The sequence below is a fragment of the Streptomyces sp. SX-6 genome, assembly GCF_059089585.1.
This window is the reverse complement of sequence record NZ_JBTHHU010000009.1, coordinates 173,746-191,194: the sequence shown is the minus strand read 5'-3', so window position 1 is coordinate 191,194 and position 17,449 is coordinate 173,746. Positions and strand designations below refer to the sequence as shown.

Below are 17,449 nucleotides of genomic sequence, written 5' to 3'. Positions count from 1 at the left end.
GGAAGCCCGCTCCCCCCTCGGAGCGGGCCGCGCGCGGACGGGGACAGCTTTAGAAGGCCGCCTCGTCCAGCTCCATCAGCGACTGGTCCACCGACTCGGCGAGACCGCGCTCGAATGCGACGCCCGGCAGGACGTTGTGGGCGAAGAACTTCGCCGCCGCGATCTTGCCCGCGTAGAACGCCTTGTCCTTGGCGGAGGCGTTCGGGAGCTTCTCGGCGGCCACGGCCGCGCCCTTGAGCAGCAGGTAGCCGACGACGACGTCGCCCGAAGCCATCAGCAGGCGCGTGGTGTTGAGGCCGACCTTGTAGATGGACTTGACGTCCTTCTCGGTGGCGGCGAGGTCGGTGAGCATGGCGCCGACGATGCCCTCGAGGTCGACGGCGGCCTTGGCGAGCTGGTCGCGGGCGACGGAGAGGTCCTCGCCGCCGGGGGCCTCCGCGAGGAACTTCTTGATCTCCTCGGAGAGGACGGTCAGCGCCTGGCCCTGGTCACGGACGATCTTGCGGAAGAAGAAGTCCTGGCCCTGGATCGCGGTCGTGCCCTCGTAGAGGGTGTCGATCTTCGCGTCGCGGATGTACTGCTCGACCGGGTACTCCTGCAGGTAGCCGGAGCCGCCGAACGTCTGCAGGGACTGGGCGAGTTGCTCGTAGGACTTCTCGGAGCCGTAGCCCTTGACGATGGGCAGGAGGAGGTCGTTGAGGCTGTTGAGGAGCTTGGTGTCCTCGCCCGCCGCCTCCGCGACCTGGATCTTGTCCTGGACGGTGGCGGTGTAGAGGACGAGCGAGCGCATGCCCTCCGCGTACGCCTTCTGCGTCATCAGCGAGCGGCGCACGTCGGGGTGGTGCGTGATGGTGACCTTGGGCGCGGTCTTGTCCGTGAAGGCGGCCAGGTCCGGGCCCTGGACGCGCTCCTTGGCGTACTCCAGCGCGTTGAGGTAGCCGGTGGAGAGGGTGGCGATCGCCTTCGTGCCGACCATCATGCGGGCGAACTCGATGATGCGGAACATCTGGCGGATGCCGTCGTGCTTCTCGCCGATGAGCCAGCCCTTGGCGGGGTGCTTGGCGCCGAAGGTCATCTCGCAGGTGTTGGAGGCCTTCAGGCCCATCTTGTGCTCGACGTTGGTGGCGTAGACGCCGTTGCGGTCGCCCAGTTCGCCGGTCTCGAAGTCGAACTCGTACTTCGGGACCATGAAGAGGGACAGGCCCTTGGTGCCCGGGCCGTGGCCCTCGGGGCGGGCCAGCACGTAGTGGATGATGTTCTCGGCCATGTCGTGCTCACCCGAGGTGATGAAGCGCTTCACGCCGTCGATGTGCCAGGAGCCGTCCTCCTGCTTGACGGCCTTGGTGCGGCCGGCACCCACGTCCGAGCCGGCGTCCGGCTCGGTGAGGACCATGGTCGAGCCCCACTCCTTCTCCGTCGCGAGCTTCGCGATGTGCTTCTGCTGCTCGGTGCCCTCCTCGTACATGACGCCGGCGAAGGCCGGGCCGGAGGAGTACATCCAGATCGCGGGGTTGGAGCCGAGGATGCTCTCCGCGTATGCCCACAGGAGGGAGCGGGGGGCGAAGGTGCCGCCGATGCCCTCCGGGATGCCGAGGCGCCACCACTCGGCGTCCATGTAGGCGCGGTAGCTCTTCTTGAAGGTGTCCGGAATCGGGGCGGTGTTGGTCTCGGGGTCGAAGACCGGCGGGTTGCGGTCGGTGTCGGCGTACGAGGCGGCGAGCTCGTTCTCCCCGAGTCGGGCCATCTCCGACAGCACGGTCTTGGCGGTCTCGACGTCCATCTCCGCGAACGGGCCGGTGCCGTACACCGTGTCGCGGCCGAGCACCTCGAAGAGGTTGAACTCGACATCGCGGAGATTCGACTTGTAGTGGCCCATGACTACGGCTCCGTAAGGGGTGACGTGAGGGCGAGCCTCTGTGCGTACCGGTCAGTAAGCTGCATGATGCTACCCACCGGTAATAAGGCGCAACCCCTGTTGGGCCAACTGTGACTGGTTACGCTTTGGCCCATGTACGGCTACGACCAGAACGTGGGACAGCAGGGCTACGCGCCCCCGCCGCAGCAGCCCGGCGGGTATGCCGAGCAGCCGCTCTATCCCGAGCCGTCGCCTCCGTCGCTCACCGACGCGGTACGGGCTTTCACGACAGGGTCCATGTCCCCGGAGGACTTCCAGGTCATCTTCGCCAACTCGAAGGTGTACTGCCCGCGCGGCGAGAACCCCGGCTTCCTCGCGCTGCACAACACGCAGCATCCGGTGATCCCGATGTTCACCACGCTGAAGGAGCTGCGGCGGTACGCGGGGAAGGAGTCGAAGTACTTCGTGATCACGGGGGCGGAGGTGATCGACCTGCTGCCGACGGGGTATGGCTTCGCCCTCGACATGGAGGGGGAGCACCGGATGGTGTTCGACGCGAAGGCGGTCGAGCAGATGGTGGATTTCGCGATGCGGAGGATGTACGGCTGAGGGTTGGGTTCCTTCCCCCACCCCGCCCCTTCCCGCTGTGCCGATCATGCGGCTCCGCCGCGTGGCGGGGCTCCGCCCCGGACCCCCTGGGGGCTGCGCCCCCTGGCCCCCGGACCGCGCTCCGCGCGGTGCCCTCAAACGCCGGGCGGGCTGAACTTTCGCGCCCGCGCTGGATTTTCGGCGTGAGCCGGACTGTCCAGCCCGGCCCGGCACTCTCCAGCCCGTCCGGCGTTTGAGGACGAGCGGCGGAGCCGCGATAAGCGGGGTCTGGGGCGCAGCCCCAGGAAACGGCGAAAGGGCGGGACCGGGGCACAGGCACCCCCTACCCCACCGCCCGCTCGTAGAGCGCCCGCACTCCGTCCCCGAAATAGGAGCTGTACGACGTCTCGTCGTCGCCGCCCTCGTCCTTGCCGCCGAGGACGCCGTTGATCGTGCCGAGGCCCGTGGCCGGGTCGACGTCCGTCAGGATCGGGCTGCCGCTCGTGCCGCTGGGCAGGCCCTGGCAGTCGAACTGCAGCTGGCTGGAGCTGTAGAGCTTCGTCGTGTTCTGGCAGCCGAGGGGCGTCTCGCTGTCGCTGGGGTAGCCGAGCACCCGGGCCGGGCGGTTCGCCTCCGGGCGGAAGGCGATCCGCTCGGCGCCCGTCACCTTCTCGACGGGGACGTTCGCACCCGCCTTGCGCACCCGCAGGAACGCCACGTCATGTGCCTCGTCCCGGTCCGAGATCCACTCGGGGTCGACGTCGATGGACGTCGGCACCCACACCCCGTACGGCGCCGACCCGGCCCGGTAGCCGGGCGCGAACGCGAGATCCGTACGGAAGCCGTCCGAGTAGACGCAGTGCGCGGCGGTGACCAGCAGGTCACCGCCCGGGCTGTGCACGACGCTCGCCGTGCACCCGTGCCCCGGATCGTCGTCCGAGCCGGTGTAGAAGAGCGGGCCGATCGCGGACGAGGGCGGCATCTCCTTCGCCTCGAGTGGCGCGGACGCCGGAAGCGGGTCCGTACGGTCCGCGTCGCGGTCCGAGCGCCGCGCCTCGACGGGACGCGGCGGCGCGGGAGCCCCCCGCACCGTCGAGCGCATGACCTGCGCGGCCTTGTCGCCCAGATCGGCCGGCTCCCGGTAGTGACCGGAGGACTCGCCCGTCGCAAGAGGCGCGTCCGTGGCCGCACCCCTCGTGGCCACCAGCAGGCCGACGACGGCCAGGACCACCACCGAGACGACCAGGGTCACTTTCATGCGCATTGATCAAGTGTCCAGCATCGGCGCGGGAATGCGGCCCCCTTGCAGGTTGTTCACCCTTCAACTAAATTTGAAGGCGTAACGACCCGAGGAGGCCGACATGCCCGCAGTGACCGTCGAGAACCCGCTGACCCTGCCCCGCATCGCCGCTCCGGCGGCGGACGCCCGGCAGCGGCCCGTGCTGCACGTCGCCACAGCCCCGACCGGGTTCGAGGGCGAGGGCTTCCCCGTGCACCGCGCCTTCGCGGGGATCGATTACAAGTACCTCGACCCGTTCATCATGATGGACCAGATGGGTGAGGTGGAGTACGCGCCCGGAGAGCCGGTCGGCACCCCCTGGCACCCGCACCGCGGCTTCGAGACCGTCACGTACATGATCGACGGGATCATGACCCACCGGGACTCGCACGGCGGTGGCGGCACCATCTCCGGCGGCGACACCCAGTGGATGACGGCGGGCTCCGGCATCCTGCACATCGAGACGCCGCCCGAGGCGCTGGTCGTCAGCGGCGGGCTCTTCCACGGCCTCCAGCTGTGGGTGAACCTGCCGAAGAGCGACAAGATGATGGCCCCCCGCTACCAGGACATCGGCGGCGGCAACGTCACGCTGCTGACGTCCCCCGACGGCGGGGCGCTGGTACGTCTGATCGCAGGGTCCATAGAGGGCCACCAGGGGCCGGGTGTCACCCACACCCCCATCACGATGACGCACGTGTCACTCAGCCCCGGCGCGGAGCTCACGCTCCCCTGGCGGTCCGACTTCAACGCCCTCGCCTACGCCCTGTCCGGGCACGGCACGGCGGGCGAGCAGGGACGGCCGTTCCGGTCGGGCCAGTCCGTCGTCTTCGGCAACGGGGACGCGCTCACCGTGCGGGCGGACGCGGCGCAGGAGTCGCGCAGCCCGAACTTCGAGTTCGTGCTGCTGGGCGGGCGGCCGATCCGCGAGCCGATGATGCACTACGGCCCGTTCGTGATGAACACCCACGCCGAACTGGCGCAGGCCTTCGAGGACTTCAAGGCGGGCCGCCTCGGCACGATCCCCGCGGATGCTGCGTAACTAGGTGATCGACTCCAGGTCGGCGTGCACCGGCGAAGCCGCCTCGTAGAGCTCGAACCAGATGTTCTTGCCCTCGCCCTGGGGCTCGACCCCCCACGCCCCGGCGAGCAGTTCCATCAGCACCAGGCCGCGCCCGGAGGAGGCCATCTCCCCCGGGTGCCGCCGGTGCGGCAGTTCGTCGCTGCTGTCGGCGACGTCGACGCGGACGCAGCGGTTGCCGCACTCCCCGGATATCGCCGCCATCAGCAGCGCGTCGCCGTCCGTGTGCACCAGCACATTGGTGACCATCTCGGAGACCATCAGCGCCGCCGAGTCGACCTGGTCCTCGTCCGGCCAGTCGTGCATCAGCTCGCGCACCTGCTGCCGGGCCTCCGCGATGCGCTCCGGCTCGGCCTGGGCGATGGACATGACCGTACGCCGCGGCGGGGCGCCGGCCGCGCCCACGGCTTCGCGGTGCAGCAGCAGCACGGCGATGTCGTCCTCGCGCCGGTCGGCCAGCGGGCCGGTGGTGTAGTGCGAGGACGGGCCGTGCACGCCCTGCACGAGCGCGTCCGCGAGCCGCTCCAGGCCGTCGCCGTCCTCCTCGGCCTCCGCCGTCGGATGGCCCTCGATGATCTCCCGCAGCCGGTTCCAGCCGGTCTCCAGGTCGTGGCCGCCGGTCTCGATGAGCCCGTCGGTGCAGACCATCATCGTCTCGCCGGGCTCGAGGACGAGCCGCGTGACCGGGTAGTCGGTATCGGGGTCGATGCCCAGCGGCAGCCCGCCCGCCGTGGACCGGACGAGCATCGTGCCGTCGCTCAGCCGGATCGCCGGATCGGGGTGCCCGGCACGGGCGATGACGAGCAGCCCGGTGGCGGGGTCCACCTCGGTGTACAGGCAGGTGGCGAAGCGCAGGTCCACGTCGTCGGGACGGGTGCCGTTGATGCCCGCGAGGAAGCGCGAGGCACGCGAGAGGACCGCGTCGGGGTGGTGGCCCTCGGAGGCGTACGCCCGCAGGGCGATCCGCAGCTGCCCCATCAGCCCGGCGGCCAGCACGTCATGGCCCTGCACATCCCCGATGACCAGGGCGGTCTTGCCGTTGGGCAGCGGGATCATGTCGTACCAGTCGCCGCCGACCTGGAGGCCGCCGCCCGTCGGCACATAGCGCGCGGCCACCGACATCCCGGGGATGTCCGGCTGCACGGTCGGCATCATCGAGCGCTGGAGGCCGACCGACAGCTCCTTCTCCGCCTCGTGGTCGCTGGCCCGGCTCAGCGCCTGGGCGAGCATGCGGGCCACGGTGGTCAGCACCGAGCGCTCGTCGGGCGTGAAGCTCACCGGGACGCTGAAACCCGCCATCCACGCGCCGACCGTCTGGCCCGCGTTGATCAGCGGCAGGAACGCCCAGGCCCGGCGGCGGAACCGGGCGACGAGCCGCCACACCTCCGGGAAGCGGCGCTCGTAGTCCGCGGGGGAGGGGATGTAGATCGCGCGGCCCGTGCGGACGACCTCGGCGGCGGGGTGGCGGGAGTCCAGCGGCAGGTCGAGGAACGCCTCCAGGTCGTCCGGGCCGTAGCCGTGCTGGCCGAGCATCGTCAGCCGGCCGCCCGCGGACCCGTAGACCGCCAGCGCCGACGGTTCGAAACCGGGCATCGACAGGCCCGCCGCCACCCGCAGCACCTCGGCCGTCGACCGCGCCTCGGCCAGCGCCCGGCCCGCGTCCAGCAGGAACGCCTCGCGGTTGCGCCGCCAGTCGCCGGTGACGGCCGCGGGACGGGCCGGTGCGGTGCCCTGCTGCGGTTGCGGGACCTCCTCGAGGATGCCGACGAGCACATACCCGTCGCCCTGGCCGATCGGCTTGGTGCGGCTGCGGACGGTGCGCAGCACCCGGCCCGCCTCGTCGACCACGCGCAGCCGGGCCTCGGCGAGCGTGCCCTCGGCCGCGGCGAGGCTGATGATGCCCTGGATCTCCACCCAGTCGACGGCGTGGAACCGGGCCCGTACGCCCGACTCGGTCAGCTCGACGCGCTCCGCGGGCAGACCCAGAAGACGGGCGGCCTCGGCGTCGAAGGTGACGATGCCCGAGGCGTTGTCCCACTGCCACAGTCCCGTCGCGACGGCGGCCAGTACATCCTCGGTGCGCATTGCCCCACTTTATGCAGGTCTATGTAATGCAGACCACCGAAGGCGGGTGGGGCAGTACCCTTGCCCAGTGCTGTATGCACGCTATCAACGCCTTCGATCACGACTTGGATGAACGATGCATCGTTACCGGTCCCACACCTGCGGCGAGCTCCGTGCGGCGGACGTCGACACCGACGTGCGACTGAGCGGCTGGCTGCACAATCGGCGCGACCTGGGCGGCATCCTCTTCATCGATCTCCGTGACCACCACGGTCTGGTCCAGCTCGTCGCCCGTCCCGGCACCCCGGCGAACGAGGCGCTGAGCCACCTCACCAAGGAGACCGTCGTCCGCGTCGACGGCAAGGTGATGAGCCGCGGCACCGAGAACGTCAACCCCGACCTCCCCACGGGTGAGATCGAGGTCGAGGTCACCGAGGTGGAGGTGCTGGGCGCCGCCGACCAGATCCCCTTCACCATCAACGCCGAGGACGGGGTGAACGAGGAGCGCCGTCTGGAGTACCGCTTCCTCGACCTGCGCCGCGAGCGCATGCACCGCAACATCCTGCTGCGCTCCGCCGTCATCTCCGCCATGCGGCAGAAGATGACCGCGCTCGGCTTCAACGAGCTGGCCACCCCGATCCTGTCCGCCACCTCCCCCGAGGGCGCGCGCGACTTCCTGGTGCCCTCCCGGCTGCACGCGGGCAAGTTCTACGCCCTGCCGCAGGCGCCGCAGCAGTTCAAGCAGCTGCTGATGATCGCGGGCTTCGACCGCTACTTCCAGATCGCGCCCTGCTTCCGCGACGAGGACGCCCGTGCCGACCGTTCGCCGGGCGAGTTCTACCAGCTCGACATGGAGATGTCCTTCGTCGAGCAGGAGGACGTCTTCCAGGTGATCGAGAAGGTCATGACCGAGCTCTTCGAGGAGTTCGGCGGCGGCCGCCACGTCACCTCGCCCTTCCCGCGCATCCCGTTCCGCGAGGCGATGCTCAAGTACGGCTCCGACAAGCCGGACCTGCGCGCCAAGCTGGAGCTGGCGGACGTCTCCGACGTCTTCGCGGGCTCGGAGTTCAAGGCGTTCGCCGGCAAGCACGTCCGTGCGCTCGCCGTGCCGTCCGTCCAGGACCAGCCGCGCAAGTTCTTCGACGGGCTCGGCGAGTTCGCGGTGGAGCAGGGCGCCAAGGGCCTGGCCTGGGTGCGTGTGGGCGAGGAGAACGCTCTCACCGGCCCGATCGCCAAGTTCCTCACCGAGGAGAACGTCAAGGCTCTCGCCGAGCGCCTGGGCCTGAAGCCCGGCCACGCCGTCTTCTTCGGCGCGGGCGAGTTCGACGAGGTCTCCAAGATCATGGGCGCGGTCCGCGTCGAGGCCGCCAAGCGCGCCGGCCAGTTCGAGGAGAACGTCTTCCGGTTCTGCTGGATCGTCGACTTCCCGATGTTCGAGAAGAACGAGGACACCGGTCAGGTCGAGTTCTCGCACAACCCGTTCTCCATGCCCCAGGGCGGCCTCGAGGCCCTGAACACCATGGACCCGCTGGACATCCTCGCCTGGCAGTACGACATCGTCTGCAACGGCACCGAGCTGTCCTCCGGCGCCATCCGGAACCACGAGCCGGACGTCATGTACAAGGCGTTCGAGATCGCCGGTTACTCGAAGGACGACGTCGAGCGTGAGTTCGGCGGCATGCTCCGCGCGTTCAAGTTCGGCGCCCCGCCGCACGGCGGCATCGCCCCGGGCGTCGACCGCATCGTGATGCTGCTGGCCGACGAGCCCAACATCCGCGAGACGATCGCCTTCCCGCTCAACGGCAACGCGCAGGACCTGCTGATGGGCGCCCCGAGCGAGGTCGAGGACGCGCGCCTGAAGGAGCTGCACCTCAGCGTGTACAAGGGCCCGGCGAAGGCCACGCCGTACAAGCCGACCAAGTAGTCGCGTCAATGCCGAAGGGCCCGGAGCGTCAACGCTCCGGGCCCTTCGGCATTCACACCAGAGCCTTCAGGTGGACCGGCTGCACCGGTCTCGGACAGCAGCCCGCCGCGTCGTGCACGGCACGGGACAGCCGCCGGGGCGTGAGGCGCTCCCCCCAGAGCACCGTCCGCACCCCGTACTCCCGGATCGCCATCAGCTCGATCTCACCCAGCTCCTCGGCAACCACCACCAGGGGTGCCCAGCTCTCCCGGGCCCGGCGGCGGAGGGTGTCGTGGTCGTGCCGCCCCAGGAGGAGGATCTCGACAGCGGCGTCCTCGCGGACGACGCGGAGGTCGTCCAGCCCCCGCAGCCGGCGGACGAGTCTGGCCCGGCCGACCTCGTCGGTGGTGTGCACGCTTACCGTGATGCGCTTGTCCAACACTGGTCTGGTCTTCTTCCTTCGCTTCCCCCGTGAGCCGACAAGGAAAGCGTCGCGGACCGTGCTGAACGAACGATTGCCGATCGATCAACGCCATGACCAAGGGCCCGGAACCGCCGTACGGTTCCGGGCCCTTGGTCTGTCGTACAGGATCAGGCCTCGGCGGCGCCGAAGCGCTCACGGTAGGACTCCAGGTCCTCCTCCGTGATCTTCGCGAAGAGCACCGGCGGCACCGTGAACGGCGTGCCCTCCGGCACGAAGGACAGCGAGCGCGCCTCGTCGACGGTCACCCACGTCGCACGCGTTTGATCGGGCGCAGTGTCGGCCAGCGTGAACGCCGACCGCATCGCGGCCGCGGAGGCCGGGATGAACGGCTCGGAGATCACCGAGTAGAAGTGGATCAGGTTCATGGCGGTGCGCAGCGTCAGCGCGGCACCGTCCGGGTTGGTCTTGATCTCGAGCCAGGGAGCCTTGGTCTCGAGGTAGGAGTTGCCCGCGCTCCACAGCGCGCGCAGCGCCTGCGCGGCCTTGCGGAACTGGAGCTCCTCCATGTGCTCCTCGTACTCCCCGAGCAGCCGCGCGATCTCCTCGCCCAGCTCCGCCTCGGCCGCACCGGCCTCGCTGCCGGCCGGGACGTTGTCGCCGAAGCGCTTGCGCGAGAAGGACAGCACGCGGTTGACGAAGTTGCCGAGGGTGTCGGCGAGGTCCTTGTTCACGGAGGAGGCGAAGAGCTCCCAGGTGAACGACGTGTCGTCCGACTCGGGGGCGTTGGCCATCATGAAGTAGCGCCAGTAGTCGGCGGGCAGCAACTCCAGGGCGTCGCCGGTGAAGACACCGCGCCGCTGGGAGGTGGAGAACTTGCCGCCGTAGTAGTTCAGCCAGTTGAAGGCCTTGACGTAGTCGACCTTCTTCCAGGGCTCGCGGGTGCCGAGCTGGGTCGCGGGGAACATCACCGTGTGGAACGGGACGTTGTCCTTGCCCATGAACTGCGTGTAGCGGACGTCCTCCGCCTCGTACCACCACGACTTCCAGTCGCGGTTCTCCGGGTCCTGGTCCGCCCACTCCTTGGTGGCGCCCAGGTACTCGACCGGGGCGTCGAACCAGACGTAGAAGACCTTGCCCTCGGCCGCCAGCTCCGGCCAGGTGTCCGCCGGGACCGGCACGCCCCAGTCCAGGTCACGGGTGATCGCACGGTCGTGCAGGCCCTCGGTCAGCCACTTGCGGGCGATGGAGGAGGCCAGGATCGGCCAGTCCTTGCCGTGCTCGTCGATCCAGGACTCGACCTCGCCCTGGAGCTTCGACTGGAGCAGGAACAGGTGCTTGGTCTCGCGGACCTCGAGCTCGCTGCTGCCGCTGATCGCGGAACGGGCGTCGATCAGGTCCGTCGGGTCCAGCACGCGCGTGCAGTTCTCGCACTGGTCGCCGCGCGCCTTGTCGTAGCCGCAGTGCGGGCAGGTGCCGACGATGTAGCGGTCGGGCAGGAAGCGCTCGTCCGCGAGCGAGTACACCTGGCGGATCGCCCGCTCCTCGATGAACCCGTTCTCCTGCAGCTTGCGCGCGAAGTGCTGCGTGATCTCGCGGTTCTCCGTGGACGAGCTGCGGCCGAAGTAGTCGAACGAGAGGCTGAATCCTTCGTAGATCGCCTTCTGCGCCTCGTGCTGCTGGGCGCAGTACGCGTCCACCGGCAGGCCCGCTTCCTTCGCGGCCAGCTCGGCGGGGGTGCCGTGCTCGTCGGTGGCGCAGATGTAGAGGGCCTCGCGGCCGGTCTGCCGCAGGAAGCGCGCGTACACATCGGCCGGGAGCATTGACCCCACCATGTTGCCCAGGTGCTTGATCCCGTTGATGTACGGAAGGGCGCTGGTGATGAGGTGACGAGCCATTGCCGGCTGCTCCCTGGTCGATGCTCGGAGTGATGGTGCCCGGATGCGTCAGGCACCTTTAGCGTATCCGAGTACCAGGGGGCAGCCGCGCGGCATTTGTTTCGGTGTTCATGCCTCCCGGGGGCGTGTCATCCAGGCCCGCCAGGGCCGTACGACCGTCTCCCGGTAGGTGTGGTGCGAGGGATTGTGCCCCGCGTGCCGGAACGTCCACTTCTCCGCCGCCGCGAAGTCCTCCCCGGGCTCCGATCCCTCCCCGCACACCGCGCATTGCATCGCGTACGTGACCGGCTCGGCGTCCGGCTCCCGGTCGGGCTGAAGCGTCCACGTCCCGAACCGGAACACGCGGCGCGGGCTCACTGACCCCACCTGCCCTCGGCCCCGGCGGGCTCGCCGTCGCCATCCGGTACGGGCTGCACGGCGGCGGGCGGGCAGTACCACTCGATGCCGCCGCGGGGTGGTCGTAGCTGTACGTAACCGGCGTGGGTGTCCATGACTTGGCCGAGCCGACCGGTGCGGGTGTCGATGACATAGCTGCCGAGGGCCGGAACGGCCGGTGCGGCCTGAGCGCGCGGAGGAAATTCATCGTTCACAGTCCTACGATGCCCACTTGGCAGCGTTCTGATCGGCGATCGGGTGGATACGGAGCGTAGGGTGTGAACCGCTGGGCAAGGGGTGGCCGCCGGTAGCGAACGGGGCGGCGCCCGGACCGGTCAATTCCCTTGGTCTCCGCCTGGGTTGTGGGGTGATCATCACGCCGCATCGGGGCGTGTGTCTCAACTGCCCTATACCACAAGGGTGGTCGCGTTGTGTGGTCAATTTGCGACGTTCTGTGGCGGGCCTCTAGCTTCCGTGAAGAAGGCCGCCCGCACACGGAAGGAATCGCATGACTGCGGTACACGACGCGCCCCCGGACACCGGGGCACCATGGAGGGAAGGAGGCGACGCCATGACCCACAGCACCGCTGACCGACCTCTCGTCAGTGCAGAGGAGTTCGAGCAGATCGCCCGGACGGCACCCGAGACCGTCCGGCTGGAGTTCATCAACGGGAAGATCGAGGTCAAGCCGGTGCCGGACGGTATCCACAGTGCGATTTTCATGTGGCTCCTCAAGCGGTGCATGGAGCACCGTCCGGAACTCGAACTGGTCCCGGAGAAGGGGCTGAGGGTCGAGGCCTACCGGAAGGGCTTCGCTCGGCCGGACGGGGTGCTCGTGCCGCCGGAGCACTTCATCGGCCAGGGCGACTGGGCCGACCCCGACGGTGTGCTGATGGCAGTCGAGATCACTTCGCACGACAGGGACACCGACCGGCGTGACCGGGTGGACAAGCGCGGCGGATACGCGGCAGCGGGCATCCCGGTCTACCTGCTCATCGACCGCGATCACAACGCCGTCACGGTCCATTCCGAGCCCAAGGACGGCGAGTACACGAGCCTGACGACGCGGCCGTACGGCACTCCTGTCGAGATCCCCGGACCGGTCGCGTTCGTGCTGGACACGGAGAAGCTGAAGGACTACGCGGGCTGACCGCGGACTCCACCGAGAGGCGGAGCCGGCCGGAACCGAGGGACGATGGATCACGTCCCGCCCGGCAGCAGGATCGTCCGCATGACAACCGCCGCACCCCGCTGGGCCGTTCTGGCCGCCCGTCTCATCCCGTACCTCACCCTGCCGTCCGGCCTGTGGCGGGTGGCCCTCGTGTGCGGGTGGAACGGCGGGTACACCGCGCAGGGGCGGGCCGACCTCGTCGGTGGTGGCGGGGGCGCGGCGTATCTCGTCGGGCTCAGTGTGGTCAGTGAGGTGGCGGCGCTGGCGACGGTGGTGCTCGTGCGGCCGCCGCTGTCGTTCGTACGGCCGAGGACCGTGGTGATCGCGGCGACTGCCGGGGCCGTGGTCCTGGCGGCGCTGTGGACGCCGTTCCTGCTGTGGTGGAGCGTCTCGCACCCCGGGATGACATCGGCCGGGCATGTGGCCGTCGGGTTCGTCTATCTGCCGCTGGTGCTGTGGGCTCCGCTGCTCGCGGCCGTCACCGTGTCCTACCACCGCCGTCACCGGGTGTGAGGGGAGACATCGGCGAAACATCTCATCCGGTACCCCTCATCCTGGAAGGAAGGGGGACGTACCCGGACGAGAGGAAGCGGAGCGATGCGCGTGCTGGTCGCCGAGGACGAGGAGATACTGGCCGAGCTCGTGGCCACCGGCCTGCGCAGGGCGGGATTCGCCGTGGACACCGTCTACAGCGGGGACGCCGCGCTCGCCTACCTCGGCCTGCACGACTACGACGTCGTCGTGCTTGATCGCGATCTGCCCCGCGTCCATGGCGACGACGTGACGCGCAGCCTTGTCGCCTCCGGGTCGCGGACCCGGATCCTGATGCTCACCGCGGCGAGCAGCATGGAGGACCGGGTCGCCGGGCTGGACCTCGGGGCGGACGACTACCTGCCCAAGCCGTTCGAGTTCCCCGAGCTGATCTCGCGCGTGCGCGCCCTGCGCCGCCGCAGTGCGCGGCCCTCGCCGCCGCTGCTGGAGCGCGACGGGCTGAGCCTGGACACCGTGCGCCGGAAAGCGAGCCGGGACGGGCGCGAACTCGATCTCTCCCCGAAGGAGTTCTCGCTGCTGCAGATCCTGCTGGAGGCGGACGGCGCGGTCGTGTCCGCAGAGGAACTGCTGGAGCGCGCGTGGGACGCGCACGCGGACCCGTTCACCGGGGCGGTCCGGGTGGCGATGAGCAAGCTGCGCGGCAAGCTGGGCGAGCCGCCGCTGATCCGTACGGTGCAGGGCGTGGGGTATCAGCTGTGAAACGGCCCGTGCTCACCGCGCGGACGCGCATCGCCTTCGCGTTCGGCGCCATCTTCCTCGTCCTGGGGACGGTTCTGCTGGTCACCGTGAACGTCCTGGCGCGGGAGAGCACCCGCGAGCGGGCCGCGACGATCGCGCGCAGCGCCGTGCCGATGGAGCAGTTGGAACCGGCCCACCTGGTGAACGAGACGGCGGTCTACCGCGTGTCCGGGGACGTCAGCACGGCGGCCTCGCAGGAGCTGGTCATGTGGTCGGCGGGGGCGGTGCTCGCCACCGCGCTGCTCGCCGTCGGGGTCGGCTGGTGGACGGCGGGCCGGTTCCTCAGCCCGGTGCAGGGGGCGTTCGACAGCCAGCGGCGCTTCATCGCCAACGCGTCGCACGAGCTGCGCACCCCGCTCGCGACGCAGCGCGCGGCGATCCAGGTGGGCCTCGAAGGGCAGCCGTCCGCCGAGGAGTTGGCCCGTACGAAGGCCATGCTGCTCGAGACCAACCGGAAGTCGGAGCGGCTGATCGACGGGCTGCTCGTGCTCGCGAGCAGTGAACGCGGGCTGGAGCAGCGCACACCGGTCGACCTCGCGGAGGTCGTGGCGGAGGAGGTCGCGGCGATCGCCGCCCGGGCGACGCGCGAGGGTGTACGGATCACCGTGCACACCGCGCCCTCCCCGATGGCCGGCAACCGGGTGCTGCTGGCGCAGTTGGCGGGGAATCTGTTGCGCAACGCCGTTGGCTACAACCATCCGGGCGGGTGGGTCGAGGTGACCGTCGGGGGCGGGCGGCTGAGCGTGGCCAACTCCGGTCCCGTCGTCGAACCCGGGGACGTGGACGCGCTGTTCGAGCCGTTCCGGCGGGGGCAGGGCCGGGAGCGGCTGGGCGGCGGCGCGGGGCTCGGGCTGTCGATCGTCCGCTCCATCGCGCGCGCCCACGGCGGCACGGTGAAGGCCGCCCCCCGGGCGGAAGGCGGCCTTCGGATCGCTGTGACGCTTGTAAAAAACGCGGCGGGGAAGAGTCCGGCTAGCGGACGATTCCGGCCGTCCGCGCCGCGTCGAGCCAGGCCGGGAACGCGGCCATGAGCTCTTTGTAGAGCTGGTCGTCGGGGATCGCGTCCGGTGTGAGGCCCGCGTGGAAGAAGCCGGCGTTGTCGACGACGCGCTTGTCGGGGACGGGCAGCGTCTCCAGCTTGCGGAGGAAGTCGAAGCCCTTGCTCCCGGGGTTGCCGAAGGCCACGAACTGCCAGAAGATCGGCAGCTTCGACGCCTCGCACAGCGCCTTCTCGGCCTCGGACTTGCTGTAGGGCCCGCCGTCGGTCTGGAAGAGCACATAGGCCGGGTCGGTGGCACCGCAGCTCTGGTAGTGCTCGATGACGGCCCTCATCGCGAGGTGGTAGTTGGTGCGGCCCATGTGGCCGTAGGAATCGTGGAGTTCCTGGATGCGTCCGGCGTAGCGGGTGAGGTCGAGCTCGGCGACGCCGTCGATGTCCGTGGAGAAGAAGACGACGGGGACGGTGCCGTCGTCGTCGAGGTTGGCGGAGAGGCCGAGCACCTGCTCGGCGAGCTTCTGGACGCTGCCGTTCTTGTAGTACTCGCGCATGGAGCCGGAGCGGTCGAGCACGAGGTAGACGGCGGCGCGCTGCCCGGCGAGGCCCTGCTTGCGCAGCGAGACGCCCGCCGCCTTGTAGAGGCTGACCAGGCCGGGCGCCTCGCGCTGCACCTTCTCCAGGCTGATCGCGGCTCCGCCCGCGGGGGACGGCTCGGGCTCCGGCACGGGAGCGGGCTCCGGTTCGGGGACCGGGTGCGGCGAGGGCTCCGGCGACGGCTCGGGCTCCGGCCCGGGCCCGGGGACCGGCTCGGGCACCCCGGGACGGACCGGGGGCACGGGGGTGGGGATCGGGCCGAGGGGGCCGGGGTCGGGGAGGCGTTCGCCTGTGGGTTGGGCGGGTACGGAGGCCGGGGCGGGGCCCGCGTTCTGCTGGGGCAGGTTCGGTTCGGCGGGCGCGGCTGCCTTGGAGCGGCCGAGGAAAGCGTTCCGCAGCAGGCTGCGAATGCCCATAGGGAAAAGTCCTTGTCTATTGCTGAATGAGCGAAATGTCCTGTGGTGCGGGTGCGGCAAGGTTATCCCTAACGCTTCGTCAAGCACAGGCCCTGGAATCGAGTGTTACTCGAGATCCGGGATCCAGTTGCCGTGCGCGCCGAGCGGCACCCGCACCGGCAGATGGATCCGGGCGACCGGCCCGGCCGCGAGGTCCTGGGCGGGGAGCACGAGCAGGTCCGTGGCCGCGCGCTCCGGGTCGTAGGCGTAGGCCAGCAGCCAGCCGTCGTCCTCCGCCGCGTCGGGCGAGGCGGGTACGAACACGCCCTCGCCGATGTCGCCGCCGGGCCCCACGGCGAACTCCTCGCTCGTGCCGCGCTCCAGGTCGTACTTGACCAGCCCGATGCCGAACCCGATCTTGTCCTCGCCCACCGGCTCGTGCAGGGCGTAGCCGTAGCGGTGGTACCCGGTCAGGCGGCGCTCGTCGGTGCGCGGGAACTCCATGACGCGGTCGTCCAGTTGCGCCCGCCGCACCGTCCCGCGGGCGAGGTCGACCGTCCAGCGCTCGAGGAACGCGGGGTGCTTGTCGAGGCCGGAGGTACGGGTGCCGTCGAACGCCCGCTCGTAGCGCGCGAGATGGATCGTGATCACGCCGTCCCGCTCATAGGCGTTCATGGGATGGAACACGAAGCAGGGGTCGATCTCCAGCCAGCGCACGTCCGCCGCGCCCCCGGAGCGGGGCAGCACCCCGAGCCGGGGCCGGTGCTCCGGGTCCCAGCCGAAGGAGAAGCCGGAGGGCCGCTGCGCGAACACCACGGGGTGGTCGTAGAGCAGCACGTGGTGCTCGGTGAGCGAGAAGTCGTGCATCATCGGCGGCCCCTGGACGGGGATGTCCACCCGGTGCCGGATGCGGCCGTCGAGGCCGGCGACGAGGTACTGCACATACGGCAGCACCGGGCAGTAGGCGACCGCGTGCAGCTCGCCGGTGGCCGGATCGATGATCGTGTGCGCGGCGAACCCGCCGGGCAGCGTGCCGTGGAAGTCGAACGGGCCGATGGTGTGGAGCTCGGCGTCCAGCTCGTACGGCAGGGAGCCGCCCTCGACGAGCGTGAGCAGGTGCCCGGCGAACCGCTGGACGTGGGTGTTCGGCGCGAAGTCCAGGTCCAGGTGGCGCGGCCCGTGCAGCACCTTCTCGCCGAGCTGCCGGGCCACCGCGTCGGAGCGCACCCAGCGGTTGCGGTACCAGGCGGCGCGCCCGTCGCGCAGCCGCACGCCGTGCACCATGCCCTCGCCGCCGAACCAGATGTAGGCCGCCGGGTCCTCCACGTCGAGCGGATTGGGTCCGTTGCGCAGATAGCGCCCGCGCAGGGCGTCGGGAATGCGGCCGGTGACGGGGAGGTCGATCGCGGTGATCTCTTCCTCGACGGGAGCGAAGAGGCCGCTGAGGTACGGGTTGGCTTCCTTGATGTCTTCCTTGGTGCGGTTCTCGGTCATGGGTGCCCTCCACCTCCGCCGGTGCAACGGCCGGTGCCGCGCGGCCG

General features: G+C 70.0%; 16 protein-coding genes. 7 read left to right on the top strand and 9 right to left on the bottom strand.

Annotation, left to right across the window (positions count from 1 at the left end):
* Nucleotides 1–49 precede the first annotated feature (49 nt).
* Nucleotides 50–1,876: an acyl-CoA dehydrogenase gene (locus tag ACV530_RS14325; RefSeq protein ID WP_494332793.1), complete on the bottom strand. Its 1,827-nt coding sequence runs from the start codon at nt 1,874–1,876 to the stop codon at nt 50–52.
* A 132-nt stretch (nt 1,877–2,008) separates the two neighbouring features.
* On the opposite strand from ACV530_RS14325, the gene ACV530_RS14320 reads away from it, so the two are divergent.
* Nucleotides 2,009–2,464, top strand: a complete 456-nt coding sequence (locus tag ACV530_RS14320) for an SseB family protein (protein ID WP_494332792.1) — start codon at nt 2,009–2,011, stop codon at nt 2,462–2,464.
* A 322-nt stretch (nt 2,465–2,786) separates the two neighbouring features.
* Here the strand turns inward: ACV530_RS14320 and ACV530_RS14315 are convergent, their stop codons facing one another.
* Nucleotides 2,787–3,707 (bottom strand): trypsin-like serine peptidase, encoded by a 921-nt coding sequence (locus tag ACV530_RS14315; RefSeq protein ID WP_494332791.1) that lies wholly within the window; start codon nt 3,705–3,707, stop codon nt 2,787–2,789.
* Nucleotides 3,708–3,804: 97 nt separating this feature from the next.
* On the opposite strand from ACV530_RS14315, the gene ACV530_RS14310 reads away from it, so the two are divergent.
* Nucleotides 3,805–4,761, top strand: a complete 957-nt coding sequence (locus ACV530_RS14310) for a pirin family protein (protein WP_494332790.1) — start codon at nt 3,805–3,807, stop codon at nt 4,759–4,761.
* Here the strand turns inward: ACV530_RS14310 and ACV530_RS14305 are convergent, their stop codons facing one another.
* The gene (locus ACV530_RS14305) at nt 4,762–6,885 is read right to left on the bottom strand and encodes an ATP-binding SpoIIE family protein phosphatase (RefSeq protein WP_494332789.1); all 2,124 of its coding nucleotides are present in this window, start codon (nt 6,883–6,885) and stop codon (nt 4,762–4,764) included.
* Nucleotides 6,886–7,000: 115 nt separating this feature from the next.
* Here ACV530_RS14305 and aspS point away from each other — a divergent pair, with 115 nt between their 5' ends.
* Nucleotides 7,001–8,788, top strand: a complete 1,788-nt coding sequence (gene aspS, locus ACV530_RS14300) for an aspartate--tRNA ligase (protein WP_494332788.1) — start codon at nt 7,001–7,003, stop codon at nt 8,786–8,788.
* Between the two features lie 52 nt (nt 8,789–8,840).
* Here aspS and ACV530_RS14295 read toward each other — a convergent pair whose 3' ends face one another.
* From ACV530_RS14295 to ACV530_RS14280, 4 genes are all read right to left on the bottom strand, one after another.
* The gene (locus tag ACV530_RS14295; RefSeq protein WP_494332787.1) at nt 8,841–9,182 is read right to left on the bottom strand and encodes a DNA-binding response regulator; all 342 of its coding nucleotides are present in this window, start codon (nt 9,180–9,182) and stop codon (nt 8,841–8,843) included.
* Nucleotides 9,183–9,358: 176 nt separating this feature from the next.
* Nucleotides 9,359–11,086: a methionine--tRNA ligase gene (gene metG, locus ACV530_RS14290; RefSeq protein ID WP_494332786.1), complete on the bottom strand. Its 1,728-nt coding sequence runs from the start codon at nt 11,084–11,086 to the stop codon at nt 9,359–9,361.
* Between the two features lie 108 nt (nt 11,087–11,194).
* A complete protein-coding gene (locus ACV530_RS14285) occupies nt 11,195–11,452 on the bottom strand; it encodes a DUF7848 domain-containing protein (RefSeq protein WP_494332785.1) in 258 nt (85 codons plus the stop codon).
* Entirely contained in the window at nt 11,440–11,676 is a 237-nt protein-coding gene (locus ACV530_RS14280; protein ID WP_494332784.1) for a hypothetical protein, read from the bottom strand. The genes ACV530_RS14285 and ACV530_RS14280 overlap by 13 nt, the downstream gene beginning before the upstream one ends.
* A 356-nt stretch (nt 11,677–12,032) precedes the next feature.
* Between ACV530_RS14280 and ACV530_RS14275 the strand changes: the two genes are divergently transcribed.
* From ACV530_RS14275 to ACV530_RS14260, 4 genes are all read left to right on the top strand, one after another.
* Nucleotides 12,033–12,611 (top strand): Uma2 family endonuclease, encoded by a 579-nt coding sequence (locus ACV530_RS14275; RefSeq protein ID WP_494332783.1) that lies wholly within the window; start codon nt 12,033–12,035, stop codon nt 12,609–12,611.
* An 81-nt stretch (nt 12,612–12,692) separates the two neighbouring features.
* Complete coding sequence (locus ACV530_RS14270; RefSeq protein ID WP_494332782.1) at nt 12,693–13,145, top strand: hypothetical protein; 453 nt, start codon at nt 12,693–12,695, stop codon at nt 13,143–13,145.
* Nucleotides 13,146–13,229: 84 nt separating this feature from the next.
* Entirely contained in the window at nt 13,230–13,883 is a 654-nt protein-coding gene (locus ACV530_RS14265) for a response regulator transcription factor (RefSeq protein ID WP_494332781.1), read from the top strand.
* Nucleotides 13,880–14,953 carry a sensor histidine kinase gene (locus ACV530_RS14260; protein WP_494332780.1) on the top strand — a complete coding sequence of 358 codons (1,074 nt, stop codon included), beginning with the start codon at nt 13,880–13,882 and terminating at the stop codon, nt 14,951–14,953. The genes ACV530_RS14265 and ACV530_RS14260 overlap by 4 nt, the downstream gene beginning before the upstream one ends.
* On the opposite strand, the gene ACV530_RS14255 is transcribed toward ACV530_RS14260, so the two are convergent.
* On the bottom strand, nt 14,895–15,929 hold the full coding sequence (locus ACV530_RS14255) for a vWA domain-containing protein (protein WP_494332779.1): 1,035 nt from the start codon (nt 15,927–15,929) through the stop codon (nt 14,895–14,897). The two genes, ACV530_RS14260 and ACV530_RS14255, sit on opposite strands and share 59 nt — an antisense overlap.
* A gap of 105 nt (nt 15,930–16,034) precedes the next feature.
* Nucleotides 16,035–17,402, bottom strand: a complete 1,368-nt coding sequence (locus tag ACV530_RS14250) for a carotenoid oxygenase family protein (RefSeq protein WP_494332778.1) — start codon at nt 17,400–17,402, stop codon at nt 16,035–16,037.
* Between the last annotated feature and the right edge of the window lie 47 nt (nt 17,403–17,449).